This window comes from Arthrobacter sp. 10N410 (assembly GCF_056394945.1).
Map to the genome: position 1 here is coordinate 438,577 of NZ_JBFTIP010000002.1, position 23,336 is coordinate 461,912.

13 protein-coding genes and 1 tRNA gene are annotated in these 23,336 nt (G+C 65.5%); 7 read left to right on the top strand and 7 right to left on the bottom strand.

Annotated elements, in window-relative coordinates; translation table 11 throughout:
• Positions 1-19: 19 nt before the first annotated feature.
• Together AC1DB8_RS06540 and AC1DB8_RS06545 are read left to right on the top strand one after the other, a co-directional pair.
• The gene (locus AC1DB8_RS06540; RefSeq protein ID WP_476892525.1) at positions 20-955 is read left to right on the top strand and encodes an aldo/keto reductase; all 936 of its coding nucleotides are present in this window, start codon (positions 20-22) and stop codon (positions 953-955) included.
• 62 nt (positions 956-1,017) lie between these two features.
• Positions 1,018-2,343 carry an alpha/beta hydrolase gene (locus AC1DB8_RS06545; protein WP_441417799.1) on the top strand — a complete coding sequence of 442 codons (1,326 nt, stop codon included), beginning with the start codon at positions 1,018-1,020 and terminating at the stop codon, positions 2,341-2,343.
• A 99-nt stretch (positions 2,344-2,442) separates the two neighbouring features.
• Here AC1DB8_RS06545 and AC1DB8_RS06550 read toward each other — a convergent pair whose 3' ends face one another.
• Positions 2,443-3,207, bottom strand: coding sequence for an SGNH/GDSL hydrolase family protein (locus AC1DB8_RS06550; RefSeq protein WP_441417887.1), 765 nt, complete (start codon positions 3,205-3,207; stop codon positions 2,443-2,445).
• 1,009 nt (positions 3,208-4,216) lie between these two features.
• Here AC1DB8_RS06550 and AC1DB8_RS06555 point away from each other — a divergent pair.
• Positions 4,217-5,215, top strand: coding sequence for an exo-alpha-sialidase (locus tag AC1DB8_RS06555; RefSeq protein WP_476892526.1), 999 nt, complete (start codon positions 4,217-4,219; stop codon positions 5,213-5,215).
• Here AC1DB8_RS06555 and AC1DB8_RS06560 read toward each other — a convergent pair.
• From AC1DB8_RS06560 to AC1DB8_RS06570, 3 genes are all read right to left on the bottom strand, one after another.
• Entirely contained in the window at positions 5,188-7,911 is a 2,724-nt protein-coding gene (locus AC1DB8_RS06560; RefSeq protein ID WP_476892527.1) for a bifunctional lysylphosphatidylglycerol flippase/synthetase MprF, read from the bottom strand. The genes AC1DB8_RS06555 and AC1DB8_RS06560 overlap by 28 nt on opposite strands.
• A 188-nt stretch (positions 7,912-8,099) precedes the next feature.
• Complete coding sequence (locus AC1DB8_RS06565; protein WP_476892528.1) at positions 8,100-10,724, bottom strand: bifunctional lysylphosphatidylglycerol flippase/synthetase MprF; 2,625 nt, start codon at positions 10,722-10,724, stop codon at positions 8,100-8,102.
• A gap of 215 nt (positions 10,725-10,939) precedes the next feature.
• A complete protein-coding gene (locus AC1DB8_RS06570; RefSeq protein ID WP_175323663.1) occupies positions 10,940-11,209 on the bottom strand; it encodes a hypothetical protein in 270 nt (89 codons plus the stop codon).
• Between the two features lie 39 nt (positions 11,210-11,248).
• Between AC1DB8_RS06570 and AC1DB8_RS06575 the strand changes: the two genes are divergently transcribed.
• Positions 11,249-11,482, top strand: a complete 234-nt coding sequence (locus AC1DB8_RS06575) for a DUF5703 family protein (protein ID WP_175323664.1) — start codon at positions 11,249-11,251, stop codon at positions 11,480-11,482.
• Between the two features lie 17 nt (positions 11,483-11,499).
• On the opposite strand, the gene AC1DB8_RS06580 is transcribed toward AC1DB8_RS06575, so the two are convergent.
• Both AC1DB8_RS06580 and AC1DB8_RS06585 read right to left on the bottom strand, forming a co-directional pair.
• A complete protein-coding gene (locus AC1DB8_RS06580) occupies positions 11,500-12,660 on the bottom strand; it encodes an acyl-CoA dehydrogenase family protein (RefSeq protein WP_476892529.1) in 1,161 nt (386 codons plus the stop codon).
• Between the two features lie 31 nt (positions 12,661-12,691).
• Entirely contained in the window at positions 12,692-13,996 is a 1,305-nt protein-coding gene (locus AC1DB8_RS06585; protein WP_476892530.1) for a M20/M25/M40 family metallo-hydrolase, read from the bottom strand.
• 151 nt (positions 13,997-14,147) lie between these two features.
• Between AC1DB8_RS06585 and AC1DB8_RS06590 the strand changes: the two genes are divergently transcribed.
• Positions 14,148-14,230, top strand: a tRNA-Leu gene (locus AC1DB8_RS06590).
• A gap of 355 nt (positions 14,231-14,585) precedes the next feature.
• Positions 14,586-15,254: a hypothetical protein gene (locus AC1DB8_RS06595; protein ID WP_441417804.1), complete on the top strand. Its 669-nt coding sequence runs from the start codon at positions 14,586-14,588 to the stop codon at positions 15,252-15,254.
• 203 nt (positions 15,255-15,457) lie between these two features.
• On the opposite strand, the gene AC1DB8_RS06600 is transcribed toward AC1DB8_RS06595, so the two are convergent.
• Positions 15,458-21,697 carry a PKD domain-containing protein gene (locus tag AC1DB8_RS06600; RefSeq protein WP_476892531.1) on the bottom strand — a complete coding sequence of 2,080 codons (6,240 nt, stop codon included), beginning with the start codon at positions 21,695-21,697 and terminating at the stop codon, positions 15,458-15,460.
• Positions 21,698-22,372: 675 nt separating this feature from the next.
• On the opposite strand from AC1DB8_RS06600, the gene AC1DB8_RS06605 reads away from it, so the two are divergent.
• Positions 22,373-23,335, top strand: coding sequence for an alkaline phosphatase family protein (locus tag AC1DB8_RS06605; protein ID WP_441417806.1), 963 nt, complete (start codon positions 22,373-22,375; stop codon positions 23,333-23,335).
• The last annotated feature ends 1 nt before the right edge of the window (position 23,336 follow it).

The following is a 23,336-nucleotide window of genomic DNA, read 5'->3' on the forward strand; positions in this document are numbered from 1 at the left end:
GCATCGTAAGCTTGCAGGCATGCAGCAGCGTTATGTCGGCAACAGTGGGTTGCGTGTCTCGTCCCTTTCCCTTGGCACCATGTCGTGGGCCGGTGAGACCGATGAACAGGATGCCGCCGGACTGCTTCGTGCTTTCGTCGACGGCGGCGGCACGCTGATCGACACGGCCGCGTCCTACGCCGGCGGCGGGGCCGAGGTCCTGCTGGGCGGCATGCTGGGCGACGTCGTGGCCCGCTCCGAAGTGGTGATCTCCACTAAAGCCGGGTTGACGACCTCGGGAGGCCGGCGCAGCGTGGACACCTCGCGCAACGGCATGCTGTCCGGCCTTGACGCGAGCCTGGCCCGACTCGGCACCGACTATGTGGATATCTGGTTCGCCCAGGTTTGGGATCCGAACGTTCCGCTGGAGGAGACCCTTTCCGCCTTGGAATTCGCAGTCCGCTCCGGCCGGGCACGCTACGCCGGTGTCTCCAACTTCAACGGCTGGCAGACCGCCAAGGCCGCCGCGGTGGCTGACTTCCCGCTGGTTGCCTGCCAGGCCGAGTACTCGCTGCTGCAGCGAAAGCCCGAAGCCGAGCTGATCCCGGCAATCGAAGACGCCGGGCTTGGCCTGATGGCGTGGGGCGCGCTGGGGCGCGGGGTGCTGACCGGCAAGTACCGCGGTCATATTCCCTCCGATTCGCGGGCCGCACACCACAAGCTGGCCGGCTACGTGGAGCCCTACCTTGAAGGGATCGCCTCCAGCGTCGTAGAGGCCGTGGCGATGGCGGCCAAGGGTCTGGGCCGGACCGCGCTGGACGTGTCCCTGAGCTGGTTGCTCTCACAGCACGGCGTGGCCACCGCGTTGGTGGGTGCCCGGACGCCGGTCCAGTTGAAGGAGATCATGGATGCGGTGCTGACGCCGTTGCCGCCGGAGATTGCCGCAGCGTTGGAGGATGTCTCCAGCCCGGCCTGATCCGGGGTAGCTTTTCGGTTGTTTCCGGGCGGATTCCCGGTTTTGAGCCTTAGTCTTAGGCCATGAACCTGCAGAACCTCGCTATTACTACTGGCGTCGTGCCCGTGGTTCTCTACATTCTGGCCGCCGCGGCCCTCATCTGGCTTATTTGGGGTCGGCGGCGCCATCTGTCCCGCTGGGTGCCGGCCGCAGTACTGGCCGCCGGCCTCCTGAGCGCCATTATTTGGGTGTTGTGCGAGCCGGTGTGGAACTTGTGGGGGTCCCCGCTGCCTAAGCGTGTCTATGCCTACGCGGGCCTCGGTATCCTCGCCTTGCTCCTTGTGGTGCCCAAGATCCGGGACCTCCGTCGGCTGCCGGCGCGCATCGCCGTGTTGCCGGCGGCGCTGGTCGTTGTCCTGGCGTCGGGATCGCTGATCAACCAGAACTTCGAGTACTACCCCACCCTGGGATCGGTCTTCGGAGACACCGGCGTCAAGATGGAAACCTTGGATCAGTTCAAGAGCCAGGAACGAGGAGACCCGGTGCCGGACGTCAAGCCGAGCGAGCCGCCCACCACGCTGGCCGACTGGACGCCGCCGGAGAATATGCCGGATCAGGGAACAGTCGTCCGGGCCTTCATCCCGGCTCCGATCTCCCACGAGGTGTCCTCAACGGCCTTTGTATACCTTCCCCCGGCGTATCTCGCCGCACCGCGGGCGGATCTCCCGGTGCTGGTTCTGATCCACGGGGTCCCGGGCGAACCGGTGGATTGGCTTCGGAACGGCAGGATTGCCGAGTTCATGGACGAGTACGCATCCGAACACAAGGGGCTGGCGCCGATCATCGTGATGCCCGACGCCGGGGCAAAGTGGGCCAACTACCCGCCGCTGTGTATGAACACCAAACAGGGCCAGGCCGGACGTTACCTGAGCGAGGACGTGCCTAACTGGGTCAAGGCCACTTTCGGAGCCGGCAGGCACTCCAGCCGCCAGTGGGCCATCGGAGGGTTCTCCTACGGCGGGACCTGCGCCATGCAGCTGGCCATGAACTACCCAGAGGTCTATCCCACGTTCATCGACAGCTCGGGTGAGAACCAGCCGACGATTCGGCAGGGCCACCAAGTGCTCCTGCAGCAGTACTTCGGCGGCAGCGCAGCCGAGTTCAAGAAGCAGAACGCGCTCGACGTCATCAAGACACGCAAGTACCCGGACACCGCCGGCATCGTCACCGTCGGCGCCGGCGATCCGTTCTTCCGGGCCCAGGGAGTCCAGGTCTACCAGGCGATGAAGAAAGCCGGCATCAATGTCCAGTTCCAGGAGGCGCCCGGCGGACACGCTTGGACGGCCTGGAAGTACGGGTTGGAAAATAACATGGACTGGCTGATGGGCCGCCTTGGGGTTACGGGCTAAGCTTCCGGCGCGGCGTCGAAAGATCGATCCAGCGGTGCGGCGTAGACTCCGGCCGACGGCCTTCCCAAGGAGCAGGCACAGGCATGCGCTTCCGATAAGTTATCCCGGAAGATTGCCGAAAATGATCTTCTCCATATTTTTCTGGAGGTAGTGCTGGCCCCGCACACTGGGGTGGTCGCCGTCCGGTCCGATCAGCTCTCCTGCCCGCCCCATGATCCACTGCTCCTGGATAGGGTCGACAAAGACGGCGTCTGCAGCCGTTGCGGCGGCGCGGGCCTGATCACGAACCTGGAGCCGGGCAGATTCCGGCTCGTCGGTATAGGAGGGTGGCCCTACCAGCACGACTCTGGCGTCCGGGGCCTTAGCCCGGATCTCAGTAATAGTGGCGGCGACGGCCTCTTTCAACTGGACGCCGCTGGTTCCCATGTCGTTCTCCGACCCGAAAACGAGGACCAGCCGCGTCTTCTTCTGAACGCTTGCGTCGACTTGGGACAGGAAGGTGCTGCCCCCGTCCCCGCTGCGCACATAGCCGCTCCCGTCCGTTGCGGCGTTGACGATCGAGAGAGGATGCAGTCCTCCCCTGGTGTCATCCTGCAGCAGCTTCGGCCACGCCATGTCCGGGCTCGTTCCGTGACCAGTGCTGAGCGAGTCACCGATGATCACTACCTGAGCTGTCGACGGACGCTTTGTGCCGGATTCCGATGCCGAGGGCAGCGTGGAGCCGGACGCCTGGTCCGCCCCGGGGAAGGCCGCGGGCGCGGCAGCCGCGGCACTGACTCCGATTGATCCGAGCGCCAGGAGGATGAGGGCTTTTCGCCGTGAGGTTGGTTTCAAGAAGCTGTCCTGCAAACGTGAGGCGGTCATGACCAAGGGCCCACGATATCAGCACGGGAAATCGTCGGCGGAAATCGGCGTGGCTTTTACCTTGTGGAGTCACCCGCGTCCCGGCCGGTCGAGCCGAGTTCGGGATGGAGATGTGTGATGCCGTCCGGGCGTAGCGTCCCAATCTCCTGGAGACGCGATCCTTTTCCGTTGGCCTCTAGACAGCGATGGCCGTCCTCTGTACGTTGTGGGATCCCCAGCTTCCTCTGCTGATGGAAAACGAGGAACTGAAAGACCATGAACAGCCGTGGACAGTTGCACCCTCTAAGGCGCGCAGGGACAACATTCGCAAAACTCACCGCCTGCATCCTTAGTGCCGTCGTGCTCGCCACCTGCGACCATTGCGTTCCCGGCAGCGGGATCGAGGAAGGCGATAACGCTACCGCCGGCCACTTCAGCGCTCAAGTCCTCGCGTCCAACGGCGACAGCGCCATCGACCCCGTCCTCGGTAGGTCCTACCGCATCGTCGGGCTAGCGAGTCCAGGCAACGGCGTCGTTCTCGCTGCATACGACGGCCGCCCGGATGGTGGCGACTCGCCCGCGCCCAACTCAATCATCCAGAGGCGCAGCACCGATGGCGGGAAGACCTGGGGTGCGCCAACATTCATTGCGCGCGGTCAGGTCGCCGGGCCTGGCGTCCCGCGTTATGGCTTCAGCGACCCCAGCTACGTCGTGGACCGGCAAACCGGCACGATCTTCAATTTCCACGTCTACTCGAAGGACGCGGGCTTCGGCAGCAGCAGACTCGGTAACAACGACGCCGACAGGCGTGTCATCAGTTCCGAGGTCTCCGTCTCGACCGACGGCGGCCAGACCTGGTCAACGGAGCCGGCGAACCGGCCAGCGCTGCCGATGACGTCCTCCTACGCCCCGGACTCCAGGTACTCGGCCTTCGCAGGGCCCCTCATCACGAGCGCTGTGAAGCCGGTGGGAACCACGGTCAACGGGGTGGCCAACGTGGGCGGCATCGTCGGTCAGTTCGCATCCTCAGGTGAGGGAATACAACTCCAGTACGGGCCCCCACAAGGGCCGGCTCATTCAGCAGTTTGCCGGCAAGATCATCCAGGCGGACGGCTCGAAGCGGATCCAGGCCTACTCTGTCTACTCCGATGACCATGGCAGGAGCTGGCATATGGGAAAACCAGCGGGCAACAAGATGAACGAGAACAAAGTCGTCGAGCTATCCAACGGCGACGTGATGCTCAACTCCCGTGACAATGCAGGCGGCGGCGGTAGGCGGGTCGCGGTTTCGCACGACGGCGGCGAGACCTACGGCGCCGTCACCTATAACACCACGCTCACCGACCCACGCAACAACGGTTCGATCACGCGTATGTTCCCGGACGCGCCCGAGGGCTCGGCCGATGCACGGAAGCTCCTCTTCTCCAACGCCGACCACCCTCCGTTCGCCCGCAGGGACGGCACGATCCGCTATTCGTGCGACGACGGGGCGACCTGGAGTACTTCACGTGCTTTCGCGCCCGGCCTGCCAACTAGCTACTCAACCGTGACAGCACTCGGGAACGGGCAGTTCGGTGTCCTCTATGAGGGTACGAATGACGCAATCACCTTCAACACGTTCGACGCCCGGTGGCTCGGGCCGTTGTGCGGGACCCTCTCGGCCGACGCCGTTGCCGTGCCGCCCGGCGGCTCGGCCGATCTCACCTTGACCGTGACGAACCGCGGTGACCAAGCTTTCTCGCGCGGCACTCTCTCCTTGTCGCTTCGCGCCGGCTGGACCGCGACGGAGGCGACCGTTCCAGACCTCCCTGCCGGACAGTCCGCGACCGTAACCGTCCGCGTGACCGCACCGGTCACGGCGAGGGGCAAGACCACCAAGGGCCACGCCGAGTTCACCACTGCAGAAGGACACATGGACGCTAAGGTCCCCGTATCGGTCACCCGGCATCCCGGGCCAAGGCCGGAAAAACGGCCAGGCATCTGGACAGATCAGAAGCCGGGTCACTTCTTCATGGCAATCTCGCCATAACTCGCGGGCCTGCGCGCAGGCTGAGGGCCGGTGATATCACGGATCAGCCGCGCCGTATGGCGCACAGACCAGTTAGGCAGGTACGCCTCGGCAAGGGCGCGGCCGATCAGCGGCAGCGCCAACGGATCCTGGTACAGGATGAAGAGGGTCCGGTGCTGGGGCTGGAAGCGTTGCTTGAAGGCCGCCAAGGACCGGAATCCGTAGACCGGCTCAAGCACGTCGCCGAGCCAGCGCAGGACGCGGCCCGCCGTCCCGCCGTCGTCCGCCACTGTGGCGCCTTTGCCGGGCAGCCCGGCCCCCGCAGAAGGAAAGACTTCCGCCTGGCGGGGCACCAGCGCCGTCGCGGGAACCAAAGGTGAACCGGACAACGAAATCTCGGCCATGCTGTCCTTAAAGTGGAGCACCGCCGATGCGATCAGGAACTCCATGACACCGTTAAAACAGTCCTCGCGGCGCCTCATGAAATCCAGGGTGCGGCTGACCACTTCCCCGTTGCGGAAGACCGGCAGCCAGCTGGTGACACCGAGGACCGCGCCCTCAGGATCTACGGCGAGGCAGAGCAGCACATGGTCGTCCTTGAGTTGCTCCACACCCCCGACGGTGAAACCCATTTCCGGGAGTGCCCGGGAGTAGGCCCACCGCTCCGAAATATCGTGGACCTGGCTCCGCAGTCCGTCAGGGAGCCCGCTGTAGACGCCCCAGTGGGCAGTAATTCCGAGCCTTCGGGCTTTATTCATGGCGGTGCGGACGCTTTGCCACTCCCTGCCGCGGAAATCGATTCCAGTCAAGGGAAGCACCGTCTCCTGGGCTACCTCCATGCCCCTGAAGCCCAGCGACCTGAGTTCTGCCCAGTGGGCGTCGGCGACGGAGTACCAACACGGCGTCAGGGACTGCTCGGCACAGTACCCCGTGAATTCGCGGACGGCGTCGGCGAAGTCGCACTCCCTCCCGAACGGACCTCCTGCCGTCAGGGCGATGCCGTGATGCAGTTGGTAGGCGATTCCCACCGTTCCCGCACGGTTAAACCAGTAGCTGTTGTTGGGCCACAACGCCATCCAGGACAGCGAGCCGCCGCCCTGGAACACCAGGCGCCGGGCCAGGGAGCGGTGATCGTCTACCCGGTGGTCCCAGAGGCGCCGCTTGGTAAAGATGACCAGGACGGCGACCAGGCAGATCAGCCAAAAAGCTGCTCCGCCGTAACTGAAAATCAACGACGACCAATAACCGCGAGGGTGCACCGAGACGGAATACTTGAAGGAAAAAGGATACGGCAGGAACATCCGAGGCAGGGTTGTTCCCAACGACAGGAGGCCGGCGCGGTGCCGGTTGTTTCCCTCTGCGAACCACGCGAGGACGTAGAGGGCGACAAATGCGGCAAAGATGCCGGGCACCAAGACCAGTGCGCGGCGTCCGAGCGCGGGATCCGTGTCCACGGGAAAATGGCGCCGGTTGAAAAACAGCGCGGCGGCGATCAGCAGTGGCACCAGTACCACCGGCAGGATCTCCACGATGCCCGAGTCGACAGGAATCCTGCGGCTCCCGTTCCTGACGTAGACGCCAAAGTGGGCAAATAGCTGTAGGTAGATAGCAGAGAGCACGCCGACGGCGAGATGGGCAACCGTGGCTATCCACAACGCTACCCGGCTCCCCCGGCGCAGCCCCTCCGCACATGCCAGCAGCAGGAGCAAGGGAACCACGGAGAGGGCGGCGCCGCCGGGGCCGTGCAAGCCGGGACTGTGCATGATCTGGGAGCAGCCCGCATTCACGGCTGCGGCGCAGTCGCTCTGGAGCTCGCCCAGGGTGGGCACCGGATTGACAATCAGGTTCCGGAGAGCGGCAAGGGGGCCGATAGGCGCCTGGGACAGCCCGGCCAGCACCGGGCCGGCGGCGAATACTGCCACGGTCATGGCCAGCGTCGAGCGAACGTCGCGGCCGGTCCACACCGCGCCCGGCGGGTATACAACGTTCGCGCGCGAAGCGGCGCCGTTCGCGGCACGTCGGGTGGTGGCCTTGGCGGCGGCCCTGGACCTGGCTGTGGCAGCGGCCCAGCCGCTTGCCAGGCCGCTGAGCACCCCCAAAAATGCGAGCACGTTCTGGGGGTGACCTACGTACAGCAGGAGCATGATGGTCACGGCAAGGCCGAGTGACCGCAGGCGGCGACGCCACAAGGGACTGATTCCGGGACTCGCAGCCATTACGGCAGCCAGGGAGCCGGCGAACGGACCCGCCAGGGCCGGGTGCTGCATGGAGCTCAGCCAGCTGCTGCCGAGCTCGTCGCCGGCCGCCACACTCCCTACGAACAGGAAGACGGCTGCAAGGTGGCCGGCCATTACGGCGGCCAAAGCCCGGCCGCTTCCCAGCGTGGTTTCGGCAAAGCCGACACACAGGAGAAGCACCACAGTGGCCAGGACATAGGACGCGACGCCGCCGGGAAACAGCAGGCTGGCAAGAGCGGGTCCCCATTCACCCCGTGTCAGGGTGTCGGGGCCGATCGCAACGAACGGACCGAGCGCCTGCGGGGGGCCGGAAACCAGGGATCCCGTGGCGGCTCCGGCGGACCACAAGAGAACGATCAGCAGCCAGGTCAGCGGTATTCGACGCAAGCCGTACCGCGGCAGCGGCTGGGCCCGATGTGCTCCTGCCTGCCGCTTCACACGTCCGTCGGGGCGGACCGGTGTGCTGCTCGTAGGCTTCATGTCACCCGTCACTTCCAGTGCGGCAGCGTAGCCCGGCTCAGCGGCACGGCTACGGCACGCCTGAAGCATATTCCCCTTCGGGCGGCACTTCGGGAGTAGGCAATACTCGCTTTTTGGTGCGGATGTACAGGGCGCCACTCAGGTGCTACGTGGATGCTACGCTCCGGCGGCTGCTTCGGCCGCGGCGCTCATCCGATGACGCCCCGCAGCAGCCTGGCCGTGTGCCGGATGGACATGGTGGGCATGTAGGCCTCGGTCAGCGCGCGTCCAATAACCGGCAACGCCAGAGGGTCGTGATACATCATGTACAGCGTGCGGTGCCGCGGGTGGAAGCGCTGTTTGAAGGCAGCGAGCGACCGGAAACCGTACGCCGGTTCCAAGGCCCCGCCCAGCCAGTCCAGGAAGCGGCCGACCGCGGCGCCGTCGGACGGCTCGCGCGCCGGATCACCACGTGGTACCGGCGCCAGAGGCGACCCGGACAGGGAAATTTCCTCCATCGTTCCGTCAAAATGCAGTACGGCCGAGGCAATCAGGAATTCCATCACGCCCTTGAAGCCGTCCGGACTCCGCCGCATGAAATCGAGCGTCCGGCCGGTGACGACGCCGGCTGTGAACACCGGAAGCCAGCTGGTGACGCCGTGGACCTTGCCGGCGTCATCCACGGCCAGGCACAGCAACACGTTTTCGTCCTTGAGTTCCTCAACGCCGCCCAGCGTGAATCCCATTTCCGGCAACGTCTTCTCGGAAACCCACTCTTCCGAGATTTCGTGGACCTGAGTCCGCAGTGGTCCGGACAGCTCGCCGTAGGTACTCCACCGGGCCTCGACGGAGAGCCTCCGGGCTTTGTTGAGGGCGGTGCGGACCCCCTGCCATTCCTTGCCCTTGAACTCAATGTTGCCCAGCGGCAGCAGGGTCTCCTCGGCCACCCGCACGCGGCTGAATCCGAGCCCGCGCAGCAGGTTCCAGTGTTCATCAGTGACGGAATACCAGCACGGTGAAAGCGACTGCTCGGCGCAGAAGGCGGTGAACCCCTCAACGGCCCTCTCGAAGTCGGCGGACGCGCCGAATGGTCCGCCCACCGTCAAGGCCACGTTGTAGTGGAGCTGGTAGGCGACACCGACGGTCTCCGCCTCGTTGAACCAGTACCGGTTGTTGGGCCAGAGTGCCATCCAGGACAGTGATCCCCCGCCCTGGCGCACCAGCCGTCGGGCCAGCGAGATCCCGCTGTCTGCGCGGAGGTCCCGGAGCTTGCGGCTGACGAACATGGCGAGGATGCTCATCAGGCAGACGAGCCAGAACACGGCGCCGCCGTAGCTGAAGATCAGCGGCGACCATACGCCGTGCGGGTACACCGACACGGAATACCGGAAGGAAAAAGGGTAGGGAAGGAACATCCTCGGCAGGGTGGCCAGAAGGGCCAGCAGGCCGGCCCGGTGGTGGTAGTTATCCTCGGCAAACCATGCCACCACATAGCCCGTGACGAAAACCGCGAAGACGCCGGCCAGCAGGATAAGTGACCGACGCCCCAGAACCGGATCGGCGTCGACGTTGAAGTGCCGCCGCGCCGCAAACAGCGCGGCGGCTATGAGCAGAGGCACCAGCACAACCGGGAGGACCTCCGCGATCCCCGAGTCCACCGAGAGCACCCGCGACCCGCTCCGCACGGATGTCCCGAACTGGGCGAAGAGCTGCAGGTAGATGGCCGAAAGGACGCCGATCACCAGATGGACGGAAATTGCCACCCAGAGGGCAGCCCGGTTTCCCCGGCGCAGCCCTTCCGCGCACACCAGCAGCAGCACGAGGGGCACCAGGGACAGGGCCTCACCGCCAGGGCCGCGCAACCCGGGGCTGTGGATGATCTGGAGGCAGGAAAGGTCGACGGCGGCCGAGCAGCTCGCCTGGAGATCGTTGATGGTGGGGATCGGGTTGACAATCAGGTTCCTGAGCACAGCGAGCGGCCCCGAGGGTGCCTTCGCCAGGCTGGCAAGGACCGGGCCCGCCGCGAAGACCGCGACGACCATTGACAGCAGTGCCCTGACTTCGCGGCTCGTGGAGCGGATGTAGTGGGCGGAGCCGTGCCGGCCGCCAATCAGGGCGCCGATCCCGAGTCCGCATGCCACACCGAGCACGCTGTCCAGGTTTTGCGGATGCCCGATATATAGCAGGAGCATTACGGTTACGGCGATGCTGACGGATCGGATCCTCCGGCGCCAGAGGGCGCTGATCCGCGGACTCGCCGCCAGGACGGCGGCCAGCGACCCGGCAAACGGCCCCATTGGGCCCGGATGGCGGAGTGTGGACAGCCATTCGCTGCCCATGGCCGTTCCGAGTTCGACCACCGCAAAGTACAACAGCAGTGCGCCGAGGTGCCCGACGACGAACGCCACGGCGGTCCGGCCAACGCCAATTGTTACTTCGGCCAGACCGACGCACCCCAGGACGACGGCGGTCGCCAATACGTAGGAAGCAAAAGGGCCGGGGAAGAACACGGAGGTGAACATGGACAACCACTGGCCGCCCATCAGCTGATCCGGACCTGCCGAGACGGCCGCGCCCAGCGGCGCCGGTGGCCCTGACGACACCGAGCCTGTGACAAGTCCGACCGTCCACAACAGCACAGCCATGGCCAGCGCCAAGGGGATCCTGATGATGCTCCGGCCGAGCCGCCTTAGCAACCGGCCCGGGAAGCTCCGCCGGACGGTCGACCAGCGCGCAGGGGAACGGGCCGGGGCGTCTGCGGCAGCGCGGTCGGCCGAGGGGACTTCGTCAACGCCGGCCTCCGACAGGCCGACGCTGCGCCGTGGTGCAGGCAACAACAACCTCCGACATCGGGCCAACCCGGGACATAGAACGTCTTAGGGCGTTCCGAGCCTTTGCGGACTCGAACAGCGTCCCGTAGGACTGTCCACAGAGTACGCCCGCAAGCTGGGGAGATCCCGGGAATTGCAGCTCTAGGGATGCTATGGCTCCGCGCGGCCGCCAGGGAGCGGGAGGGAGCGCCGGCGTCGTTCCGAACGTGGCTTGGCTGCTAGTTGTCCTGCAGGAGTTCGAGGTCTTCCTCGTCGTCGACGTCTTCGCTTTCGTCCTCGTCATCTTCTTCGTCGATGACCTCAAGGGGCGTCACTTCGCCATACGCTTCGTAGAGGGAGTCGTCGTAGACTTCAAAAGCATCGGCGACGGCGAAGAAGGCCGCTTCGACCGCGGGATCCCCGTCTCCCCGCCGCGCCGCGGCAGCGGCCAGGTGTTCTTCGAGGGCGGCGGTTAGGGACTGAAGCGCGACACGCGGATCGATGCTCATGACTTCACGTTAGCCCGAAAAAGACGAAAATGGAGAGCAATGAAGGAACATTTTCTGAGCAGCTCGGTCCGTCGGGAGCGGGACTACGCACGTCAGTACGAGTACCTCGTGCTGACGGTCAGCCCTGAGGATTCGCTGCCCGAGGCCCGCCGTATCCTCGCCGCACACTCCGAGTACGGCAAATGGGAACTCGAGCGCAGCGTCCTCTATGTCGGCGGCGGACGCCGCTTCTGGCTCCGCCGGAAGGTCATCCAGGTCCAACGGACCGTGTAGGCAGCGCTGGCGATCGTCTAGGACTCCAGCGGGCCAAGCCAGGCGTTGGCCACGGTATTGTGCGCGGACTCGTCGTCGGACGGATGGAACATTCCGGCCAGCACGTCCCGATAGAGCCGTTCAAGCTCGGAACCACGGAAATAGCTCGAACCGCCGGAAACCCTGATCGCCAGATCCACGACGGTGCGCGCGGTCTCGGTGGCGCGCACCTTAACCCCGACGAGCTTCGGGAACCACTGGTGGCCGTGGTCCGCGAGGGCATCGACGTCGGACGCCACGGTGGCGAGTTGCGGGTAGAGCGCGTCCATCGCCATCGCCGCTTCCGCGACTTTCCAACGGATGTCGGGATCCTGGGCGTAGCTGCGGCCCCCGTTCTTGAACGAGGTGCGGCGCTTGACCGCCTCGACGCCGAGTTGCAGCGCCCGCTCCCCGATCCCCGTATAGACCGCCGCCAGGAGGGTCTCGAAGCAGGCGAAAATGGCGAAGATCAGCGGATCTGCGTTCGGGCCTACGGGGAGCTTGCGGAAGACCCGCTCCGGCGGCACCACGGCGCCCTCCAGCACCGTGGTGTTGGACTGGCTGGCCCGCATTCCCAGGGTGTCCCAGTCGGGCAGGATTTGGTAGCCCGGGGTCTCACGGTCAATGAAGCCGTGCACCAGTTCGCCCTCGCCACCGCGCGCCGCAGCGTCCTTGCCGAAAATTCCCAGCCGGGTCCAGGCCGGAGAGAGGCTGGTGAAGATTTTCCGCCCGGTAAAGCCGTAGCTTCCGTCCGGCAGCGGCGTCGCCTCGGTCCTCGAGTCGAAGAGCACGGAATCGTTGCCCGCTTCGGAATTGCCGAACGCGAAGATCTCGCCCTCCGCCGCCTCCTGCAGGACGAAGTCCAGCGAGGAGTCGCCCCGTGCGGCCAGGACGTGCGCGACGCCGGTCCACACCAGGTGCATATTAATCGCCAGCGCGGTGGCCGGGGCTGCCGTGGCCAGCCGCCGCTGCAGCTGTGCTGCCCCGGCGAGCCCCAGGCCCAGGCCGCCGTCGGACACGGGGACGAAGATCTTCAGGTAGCCGACGTCCGCAAGCTCGCGGAGGTCCTCAGTGAAGAACGCGTTGTCCCGGTCATAGCCGGCCGCGCGGGCGCGGATCCGCTCCAGCAGGGCGTCGGGGAGGATGTCTTCGGGCGTCATGTCTGTGTGGGCCATTCCTTTGAGGTGCCTCTCAGTAGTTGCTCAGGAGGGTGTTCAGCACGCGGGAGCCGAACTTCAGCGAGTCGGCCGGAACCCGCTCGTCCACTCCGTGGAACATGCCGGTAAAGTCCAGCTCGTCCGGGAGCATAAGCGGCGCGAAGCCGTACCCGGTGATGCCGAGCCGGCTCAGGGCCTTGTTGTCAGTGCCGCCGGAGAGCGTGTACGGCAGGACCTTCGCGCCGGGGTCCTCGGAGTGCAGCGCGTCGATCATAGAGTCCACCAGGTTGCCGGCGAACGGGACTTCGAGCGAGACGTCCTGGTGGACGTAGCTGACGTCCACGCCGGTGCCCGCCAGTTCGCGGACGATCTCGAGGACCTGTTCCTGCTGGCCGGGCAGCGTCCGGCAGTCCACCAGGGCTTCGGCCGATTCAGGGATGACATTGTGCTTGTAGCCGCCCTTGAGCAGGGTGGGGTTGGTGGTGTTCTGCAGGGTGGCGCCGACAAAGCGGGCAACGGTGCCGAGCTCCTTGAGGATCTTGTCCGGGTCGTGGGGGTCGAATTCGACGCCGGTGAGTTCCGTCACACCGTCGAGGAACTGCCGGGTGGTGGGTGTCAGCTCCACCGGCCACCGGTACTCGCCGATCCGTGAAACGGCGCTGGCGAGCCGGGTCACCGCGTTGTCGGTGTTGATCTGGGAGCCGTGGCCGGCGCGGCCGTGGGCCACCAGCCGCAGCCAGGAGAGGCCCTTCTCCGCGGTCTGCAGCAGGTAGGTGCGCTGGCCCCCGATCGTGGCCGAGAATCCGCCGACTTCGGAGATCGCCTCGGTGGCGCCCTCGAAAAGTTCGGGCCGGTGTTCAACGGCGTAGCCGGCGCCGTACTTGCCGCCGGCCTCCTCGTCGGCGAAGAAAGCGAAGATCAGGTCGCGCTTGGGCTTACGGCCGGTGCGGGCGAAATCCCGCAGGACGGAGAGGATCATGGCGTCCATGTCCTTCATGTCCACGGCGCCGCGGCCCCAGATCAGGCCGTCGTTGAGTTCGCCCCCGAACGGGTCAACGGACCACTGCTCGCGCAGCGCCGGAACGACGTCGAGGTGGCCGTGGACCACCAGGGCGCTGGCCGAGGGGTCCTCGCCCGCCATCCGGGTGACTACGCTGGCGCGGCCCGGCGCCGATTCGAAGATTTGGGCGTCCAGCCCGACCTCGGTGATGAGGCCGGCGGTGTACTCCGCTGCGGCCCGCTCCCCCGGCCCTGAACCATCACCGTAGTTGGACGTGTCGATCCGGATCAGTTCCTGGCAGATCCGGACAACCTCATCTTCGGGCCGAACGTCAGTCATATCGCTCCTCGTGGCAGTGGCTGTGTATTGGCTTCAGCCTACCCACTGGCCCCGATTATTTGTTTCCGGAATCTTCGTGCTAGAGTCTTTCTCGCTGCTTCCGAGAAAAGCAAAACGCTGAAAGGCGAAATTGTTCCCGGAAATACCACCTGCGCGGGTGGCGGAATGGCAGACGCGCTAGCTTGAGGTGCTAGTCCTCGAAAGGGGGTGGGGGTTCAAGTCCCCCTCCGCGCACATGGGAAAACCCCTGGAATCCACGGATTCCAGGGGTTTTTTTGTGCTTAAGTAGCTGTCCACTGGCAAGGGGGCCCGAGGATGCATGGCGAGGCGTCCACCCGACCAGGGAAACGCCCGCTGGCTCGGGCGCATTTGTCGTCAGAAACCGGCGCGGACACCGGCAGGCGACGAAGGCGTTTGCCAACGCCGTCGAGGCGAAGCCGCCGGATAGATTCCCGACCGCCGTCGACCAGTCCCGGCTATAGTCAGCACCACTGGCTGTGTACGATACTGGTCATTGCCTGAGCCGTGGCAGAGCTCCGATGACGCCGAAGGTCTCGGCGAATGTGGCGATTATCGAGGGAGAGCAAACATGTCCGAACCCGGTCAGGCTCCGAGAGCCAGACGGCGCACCACCGGCATCGTCGTCGCCGCCGTCGCGCTGGCGTCCCTGGTGGTTCTGCTGATTGTCACGCAAGCCAGCCCCAGTGCGGGCCGGCCCGACGCTCAGGGCAGTTCTTCGCAGGCTGGCGCGCTCCCGACGGCGTCCGGTTCTGCCGCTGCGGCCGCCAAGCCTTCGGCAGACCCGTCGGCCAGCGCTACACCCGCCGTTGCTGTTCCGGCCCCGGTGGCGGCGTCGGTGGCGAAGAACGCTGCCGCGTATGTGGGCAGGACGGCCGCGGTGCTGGCCAAGGTGACCCCGCCGTCCAAGGCCGAGCTTTCCGCGGTGGCCACCGGCTCCGCCTACGACTCCCTGATGGCAAGAACCACCGAGTTCGAGGCCAACGGCTGGCACCTCGAGGGCAAACCGAAAGTAGTGTCAACTAAGGTGGTCCGCTACCAGCCGAGCGCAAAGCCGCCGACCGTCACCCTCAACGTGTGTATCGATTCCTCGGCTGTTTCCGTGCTGACGAAGGCCGGAGTGACGGTCCAGAAAGGCAGCGCCAAGGACCGGTCCTTGAACGTCATGACGCTGGTGCAGTCCCCGATGCGGACCTGGCTCGTCAGTGAAGTGACCTTCCCGGACAACCCGGCTTGCTGATTCCCTGAGCCGTCCGACGGCGGAGCACCCTGCCCTGCGTCAGCCCCCGCGGTCCAGGCTGACCGACCGTACGCTCAACCGCCGGGCAGTCCGGGACGGCGACACACTCCCCCAGCCGCGCAGAGAAGGACCCGCCGGCCGCTGATACAGCAGCCGACGGGTCCATCTGGTGCTCATAGCGGGGCGTGATCCCCCGCTGCGGCTCAGGGCTGTTTGGTCATCGTAGCCTTGAGATCGAAGCTGACATCGGGTGTCGAGCGGTAGTTCAGATGGGTTTCCACCGCGATGGTGTTGATGCCTGCCACCAGCACGGACAGCGGCACGTCGATGGACAGCGGCGCCGCGTTGGCTTTGGCTGTGCTGATCGCGGTTGACGCGTACGTTGAGAACGTCACCGGCCCGGCCGGCATATTCTGCCGGGCAACCTCAGTTCCGTTGACGTACACCACCACCCCGTCGTCAGCCACAGTGTTCAGCGTCAGCTTCGAGACCTTGGTGAGGTTGTCCACATTGAACTGATTGAGGAAGTAGGCTGCCAGCGGCCGGCTGCTGGTCGGTGGCGGCACATCGATGTTCGTTCCCAGGCCTGTTGAGCCGAACCCGAGAACCGCATTGCCGATCTTCCACGAGGAGGCATCAAACCCGTTGTTCTTCCACGCGGCATCCGGCGCCGTTGAGGCGTAGCGCCAGCTCCAGGGAGACTTCGCCGGCACCACGGCCACATCCACCGGCCCGGTCACCGAGGTGACTGTCACCGGAGCCGTTGCCACACCGGTTGCGCCCTTGTTATCCGTAGCCGTGAGCGTGACCGTGTACGTCCCAGCGGCGGCATAGGTGTGCGTGGCCGTCATACCTGTCCCGGTGGTGTTGTCACCATAATTCCAGGCATACGATGCCACCGTCCCGTCAGGATCGGCCGACGTGGACCCGTCCAGCGCAACCCCCAGTCCCGAAACCGTCGAGGTGAATTTGGCGACCGGGGCCTGGTTCGGCACCGTCCCGCCGACCGTTGCAGTGGCGTTCAGGTCGAAGCTGATGTCGGCCGTAGCGCGGTAGTTCAGGTGCGTCTCGACGGCGATCGTGTTGGCACCGTTCCGAAGCAGGACCACCGGCACATCCATCGTCACCGGGCTGGCCGCGGCCACCGAGGTGCGAGGTGCGCTCGATGCGTAGGTATTGAACGTCACGGTGCCGGCAGGCATATTGCTCCTGCCCACCTCGGTTCCGTTGACGTACACCACCACGCCGTCGTCGGCGACCGTCTTAAGCGTCAGCTTGGAAACGCTGGCTGCGTTATCCACCGTGAACGTCTTGATGAAGTAGGCAGCAAGCGGTCGTGTGCTGGTTCCGGTGCTGACGTCGACATTAGTGCCCAGGCCCGTGGAGCCGAAGCCCAGGACGCCGTTTCCGGTCTTCCAGGACGAGGCGTCGAAGCCTTGTCCCTTCCAGCCGGCGGGAGGCGCGGTGGCTTCGTAGCGCCAGCTCCATGCGGATTTGGCCGGAACTGCCACCACGTCCACCGGTGCCGGCGCCGTCACGGACACCTGGTCCGTCTTCTCACCCGTCGCGCTCTGGTTGTCGGTCACGGTGAGTTTCACCGTGTAGGTTCCGGCAGCCGCATACGTGTGGGTCGCCGTCGCACCCTGACCATTGGACCCGTCACCGAAGTCCCAGGCGTAGGAGTCAACCGTGCCATCCGAATCCGAGGAACCGGACCCGTCCACCGTGATGCCCAGATCCTTCACCGTCGAAGTGAACGATGCCACCGGCACCTTATTCACCGGCGGAGCCGTCACAGTCACCTGGTCCGTCTTCTCACCTGTCGCGCTCTGGTTGTCGGTCACGGTGAGCTTCACCGTGTAGGTTCCGGCAGCCGCATACGTGTGGGTCGCCGTCGCACCCTGACCAATGGACCCGTCACCGAAGTCCCAGGCGTAGGAGTCAACCGTGCCATCCGAATCCGAGGAGCCGGACCCGTCCACCGTGATGCCCAGATCCTTCACCGTCGAAGTGAACGATGCCACCGGCACCTTGTTCACCGGCGGAGCCGTCACGGTCACCTGGTCGGTCTTCTCACCTGTCGCGCTCTGGTTGTCGGTCACGGTGAGCTTCACCGTGTAGGTTCCGGCAGCCGCATACGTGTGGGTCGCCGTCGCACCCTGACCAATGGACCCGTCTCCGAAGTCCCAGGCGTAGGAGTCAACCGTGCCATCCGAATCCGAGGAGCCGGACCCGTCCACCGTGATGCCCAGATCCTTCACCGTCGAAGTGAACGATGCCACCGGCACCTTGTTCACCGGCGGCACGGTGGTGCCGAGTTCGTGGTGCTTGGCCGCCTGCGCCGCCGTCAGTGCCGACGGGTAGACGGCAGCCTCGTCGAGGATGCCGGCGAAGAACGAACTGCTGGAACCCCAGGTCGTATCGCCGCCGATCCGCCAGTAGCCCGTGTAGTCCTGGGCCGCCGTCTGCGGATTGGTTCCCACCTCGGCACCGTCCACGTAGAGGACCATGCCGTTGGAAGACTGCGTGGCCACCACCGAGTGCCACAGCCCGTCGTTGTAGGCAGCAGGCGTGGTGATCGTATTCATTTGACCTGTCCACGTTCCGAACACCAAATGGCCGTCATCCTGCATGTACACATGCCGGTCGTAATTGTCCGAGGTTCCCGTCGCGCGATTTCCGAACCCGATCAGCTTCCCGCCCCGGGTGGTGGTGGTGTTGAACCAAACCTCCAGGGAGTAGGTTGACGGATTCGTGAAGGAGTTGCGGCTGGCGACCAGGCCGGAGTTGCCGTCAAAGGTGGCCGCGGTGCTGGCCCCTCCCGCCAGCGCCCCGGCAGCTCCCAGGGTGACGCCGCCCGAGTAGTCTCCGGCGCTGCCGGCCGGGCTGGAGTCCTGCGCGGTGGTGCCGTCGCTTTCACCCACCCGGTAGTACAGCGTGGGGTTATCGCCGTAGATGGCGGCCCCGTAGGCATCCGCCGGTGCTGGCCGCGTGATCGCCACCGGGTGGCTGACGGAGGATGTCAGTCCAAGGTCGTCGGTCAGGGTCAGTGTGACCTGGTAGGTGCCGGCCGAGGGAAAGGCGTGGGTGGTGGTTACGCCCGTGCCCGTCGTGCCGTCGCCGAAGTCCCACGCGTAGCTGGCGATGCTGCCATCATCGGTGGAACCGGAGGCGTCCAGAGCCGCCGAGTCCGCGCTGACCGCAGAGCTGAAGGACGCTGCCGGAGCCAGGTTGCCGCCGCCGAGGTGGTAGTGCTGGGCCACCTTTGCGGCCGTCAGTGCCGCCGGATAGACGGCCGCCTCATCGAGGGTTCCGGCGAAGAACGGGCTGCTGGAACCCCAGGTCGTGTCCCCGCCGATCCGCCAGTACCCGGCGTAGGGCTGGGCCTGGGTTTGCGGATTCGTCCCCACTCTTGCGCCGTCCACGTAAAGGACCATGCCGTCGGTGGACTGCGTGGCCACCATCAGGTGCCACTTGCCGTCGTTGTAGGCGACAGGGCTGGTAATGGTGTTTGGCTGGCCGGTCCAGGTGCCGAACACCAGCCGGCCGTCGTCCTGCATGTACACGTGCCGGTCATAGTTGTTGGACGTTCCGGTTGCCTGGTCCCCGAAACCGATCAGCTTGCCGCCCTGGGTGGTGGTCGTGTTGAACCACAGTTCCAGTGAGTACGTGCTGGGGTTGTCGAAGCTCTTTTGGCTGGCCACCAGGCCGGATGTGCCGTCAAAGGTGGCAGCGGTGTCCGGCAGGCCCGGCAGTTCCCCGGCGGAGCCGAGGGCCACGCCGCCCGAATAGGTTCCTGGGCTGTCCGAGGTGCCCGAATCCGCCGCGGTGGTGCCGCTGCCGTCGCCCAACCGGTAGTACAACGTGGGATTCTCACCGTAAACGGCAGCTCCGTAGGCATCCTTCGGGGCCGGTTGCACAATCGTCAGCGTTTTCGTCACGCCCGCTCGTTCGCCGCCGTTGTCGGTGACGACCAGACGGACCTGGTAGGTCCCGGCTGCGGCGTAGGTGTGGCTGACGGTGACGCCGGATCCGGTGGTGCCGTCGCCGAAGTTCCAGGCGTAGTCGGCGATGCTCCCGTTGTCGGTTGAAGCCGAGGCGTCGAAGGTTTCAGTCCAGCCGTCGGCGGCGGAGGTGAAAGCGGCCACGGGCGAGGGATTTCCACCGCTGGTGACCACCGCCGGCGAGCTGGCTGAAAGGTTGCCGGCGGCGTCCACCGCCCGCACGAAGAAGCGGTTTTCCCCGCCCTTCGGGACGGTCATGCTCGTTCCGGTGGTGGTGGCGACAACACGGTCGTTACGGAGAATCTGGTAGGAAACGCTGCCGCTGTTGTCCGTAGCGGCGCCCCACGTCAGCTTCACCGTCGTCGATCCGTCCGACGACGGCGTCACGTTGGCTGGGGTGGTAGGGGCGGTCGCGTCCGTCTGCGGGAATCGCGCGAAGCCTCCAGCCCACCTCGACACCGAAGTTCGCGTTGCCGCGGTGGCTATGTCTCCCCCGGCCCACAAGGTGCCATTGCTGTCCACCACGGACGCCCACACACCTTCCGCCTTCTTGGCACAGGTGATGGTCGGGCTGAAGGTGGGGACAATCTGGCCGGTCCCCGCATCCCACGCGCCGATATAGCTGAAGGCGTCGGCTTCGGTCCAGCCGGTTCCCACGTCCGGCCAGGTGAAGGCGTTGGAATAGTTCCAATCGTGACCGTGCGAGCCGGCGTAAAGCATGCCGGCCGGGCTCGACGTCATCGTCTGGAAATCGCCGTGGTTCTTGCCTATGTTGCCGGAGAGCCGGTCAAACGTCGAAGGGGAAAAACTGAAGAGCCCGTGCTCGGACCCGCCAACCCAGACGCGGTCACCGATGGCCCCCACGGTCTGCTGGTAATCCTTGGTGTTGCTCCAGACCGGGTTCCAGGCCGGGGTGGCCAACGGGGCACCGGCAACGGTCTGCACGGCGGCAGCCCTGCGCGCAGTTATCCCATTGGCGTTGGAGAAGAACCCTGCGGCATAGACCCGGCTCCCGTCCGCGGACGGCGAGATCCCCATGACTGTCCCGTCCATGTTGGGGTTCCAGTCCGCGTCCGGTGTGCCGTCGGCCAGGGATACGCGGCCCAGGTCCCGAGCATAGATGACCGCGGCCGGCTGGCTTCCTCCGCCGAGGTGGGTAAAGGCACCGCCCAGATAAAGCCATTTTCCGTTGACGGCCATATCCGTCACCCGCATGACGTCCCCGACGATGCGGTCTTCCACAGACACTGACCAGTTCGTCGCCGTGGCACCTGTTGTGGGGTTGAGTGTCACGAGGGAGGGCGACGGTGCGCCGTTCACGGTGGTGAATGTGCCCCCGGCCACGACGTTGCCATTGGGCAGCACTGCGAGGGACATCACGGAGCCGTCAAACTTCGGGGCGAATCCAGGCAGCAGTTGGCCGGTAGTGACGTCGAATGCCGCCAGGAACGCCTGGGGGACCTTATCCGCCCCGGTGGAATTGGCGGTGCGCTGGACGGCGGTGAAGTTGCCGCCCACGTACATCGTGTTGCCGCTCTGGACGAACGCCTGTGACAGCACGTCGCCTTCGCGCTTCGGGGTCACCGGATCGGCCAGGCCCCAGGGGCTGTCCAGCGCCAAGGACGCCGCGACCGGCGCATTCGTTTTCACGGCGCTGCCGTTGTCACCGATGCGCGTGAACCCCGCGTCCAGGGAGGTGAATTGGGGACGGAGATACATCTCCGTGTAGGGACGGGCGGAGCCCTGCCCGTCAGCGGCCGACCACAGGTAGCTGGTGCTGCTGCTGGTGCCCGCGACCGTCGGGCCATAGGAGAAGCCCTGGGTGTAGCCCTGTGCCTGGTCCGTCAGTGAATTCGTGTAGATCCGCTGGTAAGCATCGTCGGCCCCGAAGTTGGACGTCAGCCCTCCGCCGCCGCGCACGCCGTTGAAGGAGTACCACGCCACCTGGTGCTCCGCGCTGAACGTCCAGACCCAGCGGTCTTGCTTGTTCGTATTGAAGCGGGCTTCCTGCCACTGCGATCCGTCCGCATTCATGGCTCGCTTGAGCCGGATACCGTCGGCCAGGGCGTCCGGACGTCCGCCGTTGAGTAGAGCCTCCACCACAGTGGCCGAGTACTGCGTCGTCGCTGACGACATAGGGCTCAGTCCGGCAGTGCGCAGCGCCGACGGCGAGCCTTTCCCGTTGTTGTTGACTACCCAGCCCTCCCGGCCCTTGCCGATCAGGACCCAGCCGCCGCCGTCGGTGGTCATGTCGCAGTAGAACTGGGCGGGGGCATCCATGGCCGGCGTCAGCAGCCAATAGGTGCCGTCCGCGGCTGCGGGGTTGTCCTGCTTTATCTCCCAGCAGGAGGCCGCGGCCGTCGCTGCCGTCGATCCATTCCGCACCACCACCGGCGCCGCCGAGGCCGGTGACGGATTGGCCACCAGGGTCGAGAACACTATTGAAGCAATGGCCAGCGGGCCAACAATTTTTGAAACAGCGCGCGCCCTCGACACAGGGAGCCCCCTTAGAAAGAGACCGGAATGCGCCAGGAAGAGGCGCATGCTTGAAGACCAGGCACTCCTCAGAGTCGAAGAGTGAAGCAAGAGTATGACGCCGTGACCGCTAAAAGTAAGGTGGATAAAGGCATCCGGCTACCCGAATCCTGTCCGTCGCTACCCGTCAAATCTGCTGCACTACTCGCCCCCGGCGCGGCGCTACCCGAGCGGGGCGAAGGGAAGCCGGCAGGTCGCCTCCGGATGCTGTCCGGGCCGCCATGAAGGCGTTACTACCTATAGACCCGTCCGCACGCTGGTGCTAGTTGTAGAGCCAACAAAGCCGCAGCATCAGCTGACAGAGGGAATGGAAACAATATGAGGCCGCACCGCAGTACCTCCGCCCGAACCCGCCGCCGGCAGTCCGGCATGGCGACGCTGCCGGCCACAGCAGCTGCCGGCAGGGCCCTTGGCGGACGGGCAGGTAGCGGACGGGCACTTGCTGGCGCGGCACTTGCTGGAGTGGCTGCGTTGGCCCTGGCATCCCTTCTGGCGGGGTGCGGCGGCAAGCCGGCCGGGTCCGAACCGGGAGCGGGCGGCACCCCCGCGGCCGTGGCGGCGGCGACCAAGCCGGCTCACGTGTTTGTCATCAACTTGGAAAACACCAGCTACGACCGGGCGTGGGGCGCGGAATCGCAGGCGCCGTACCTGTCGCAGACGCTGCGGCAGCAAGGCGTTCTCCTGACGTCGTATTATGCCGTGGCGCCGAGTTCGCTGCCGAACTACATAGCGCAGATCTCCGGACAGGGCCCCAACCCCAAGACCATGCATGACTGTGCCGTTTACCACGAATTTACTCAGACCGGCACGGCGTCCTACGGCCAGCTTGCCGGCTTCGGCTGCCTCTACCCGGATAGTGTGCCCACCGTTGCAGGGCAGCTGAGCTCAGCGGGGCTGTCGTGGAAGGGTTACATGGAGGACATGGGCACCGCGTGTCGGCACCCTAAACTGAACGCCGCAGACACCACCAAGACGCCCAGGATCGGCGACCAGTACGCCACCCGACATAATCCGTTCGTGTACTTTGCTGCGATCACCGATTCCCCCGATTGCGCCAAGAACGTCGTGGACCTGACCGGGCTGACCGCCGATCTGAAAGCGGTGGAAACCACCCCTAATCTGTCCTACATCACGCCCAACACGTGCAACGACGGACACGATTCCCCCTGCGTCGACGGGGTGGCAGGCGGTCTGGCCACGGCTGATGCATGGTTGAAGAAGTGGGTTCCGGCGATCACCTCCTCCCCTGCTTTTATGGCGGACGGGATGCTGGTCATCACCTTCGATGAGGGCGACAAGGAGGAAGGGGAGAACATCGATCGGGGGGCCCCGCTGCAGGCAGTCTTCGGTGCGGGAGGGGGGAAGGTTGGTGCCCTGGTGATCTCGCCCTTCGTGCGTCCCAATACCTCGTCCGACACTCTCTACAACCACTACAGCCTGCTTGCCAGTATCGAGGACACGTTCTCCCTGCCGCATCTTGGTATGGCGGGGGTTTCCGGATTGAACCACTTCGGCACCGACGTCTATAGCGCCACCCGATAGC

What these genes read in the sequence shown, in the direction of transcription:
- AC1DB8_RS06540 (WP_476892525.1), top strand. Translation starts at nt 20, where the DNA reads ATGCAGCAGCGTTATGTCGGCAACAGTGGGTTGCGTGTCTCGTCCCTT.
- AC1DB8_RS06545 (WP_441417799.1), top strand. Translation starts at nt 1,018, where the DNA reads ATGAACCTGCAGAACCTCGCTATTACTACTGGCGTCGTGCCCGTGGTT.
- AC1DB8_RS06550 (WP_441417887.1), bottom strand. Translation starts at nt 3,207, where the DNA reads ATGACCGCCTCACGTTTGCAGGACAGCTTCTTGAAACCAACCTCACGG.
- AC1DB8_RS06560 (WP_476892527.1), bottom strand. Translation starts at nt 7,911, where the DNA reads ATGAAGCCTACGAGCAGCACACCGGTCCGCCCCGACGGACGTGTGAAG.
- AC1DB8_RS06570 (WP_175323663.1), bottom strand. Translation starts at nt 11,209, where the DNA reads ATGAGCATCGATCCGCGTGTCGCGCTTCAGTCCCTAACCGCCGCCCTC.
- AC1DB8_RS06575 (WP_175323664.1), top strand. Translation starts at nt 11,249, where the DNA reads ATGAAGGAACATTTTCTGAGCAGCTCGGTCCGTCGGGAGCGGGACTAC.
- AC1DB8_RS06580 (WP_476892529.1), bottom strand. Translation starts at nt 12,660, where the DNA reads ATGACGCCCGAAGACATCCTCCCCGACGCCCTGCTGGAGCGGATCCGC.
- AC1DB8_RS06585 (WP_476892530.1), bottom strand. Translation starts at nt 13,996, where the DNA reads ATGACTGACGTTCGGCCCGAAGATGAGGTTGTCCGGATCTGCCAGGAA.
- AC1DB8_RS06595 (WP_441417804.1), top strand. Translation starts at nt 14,586, where the DNA reads ATGTCCGAACCCGGTCAGGCTCCGAGAGCCAGACGGCGCACCACCGGC.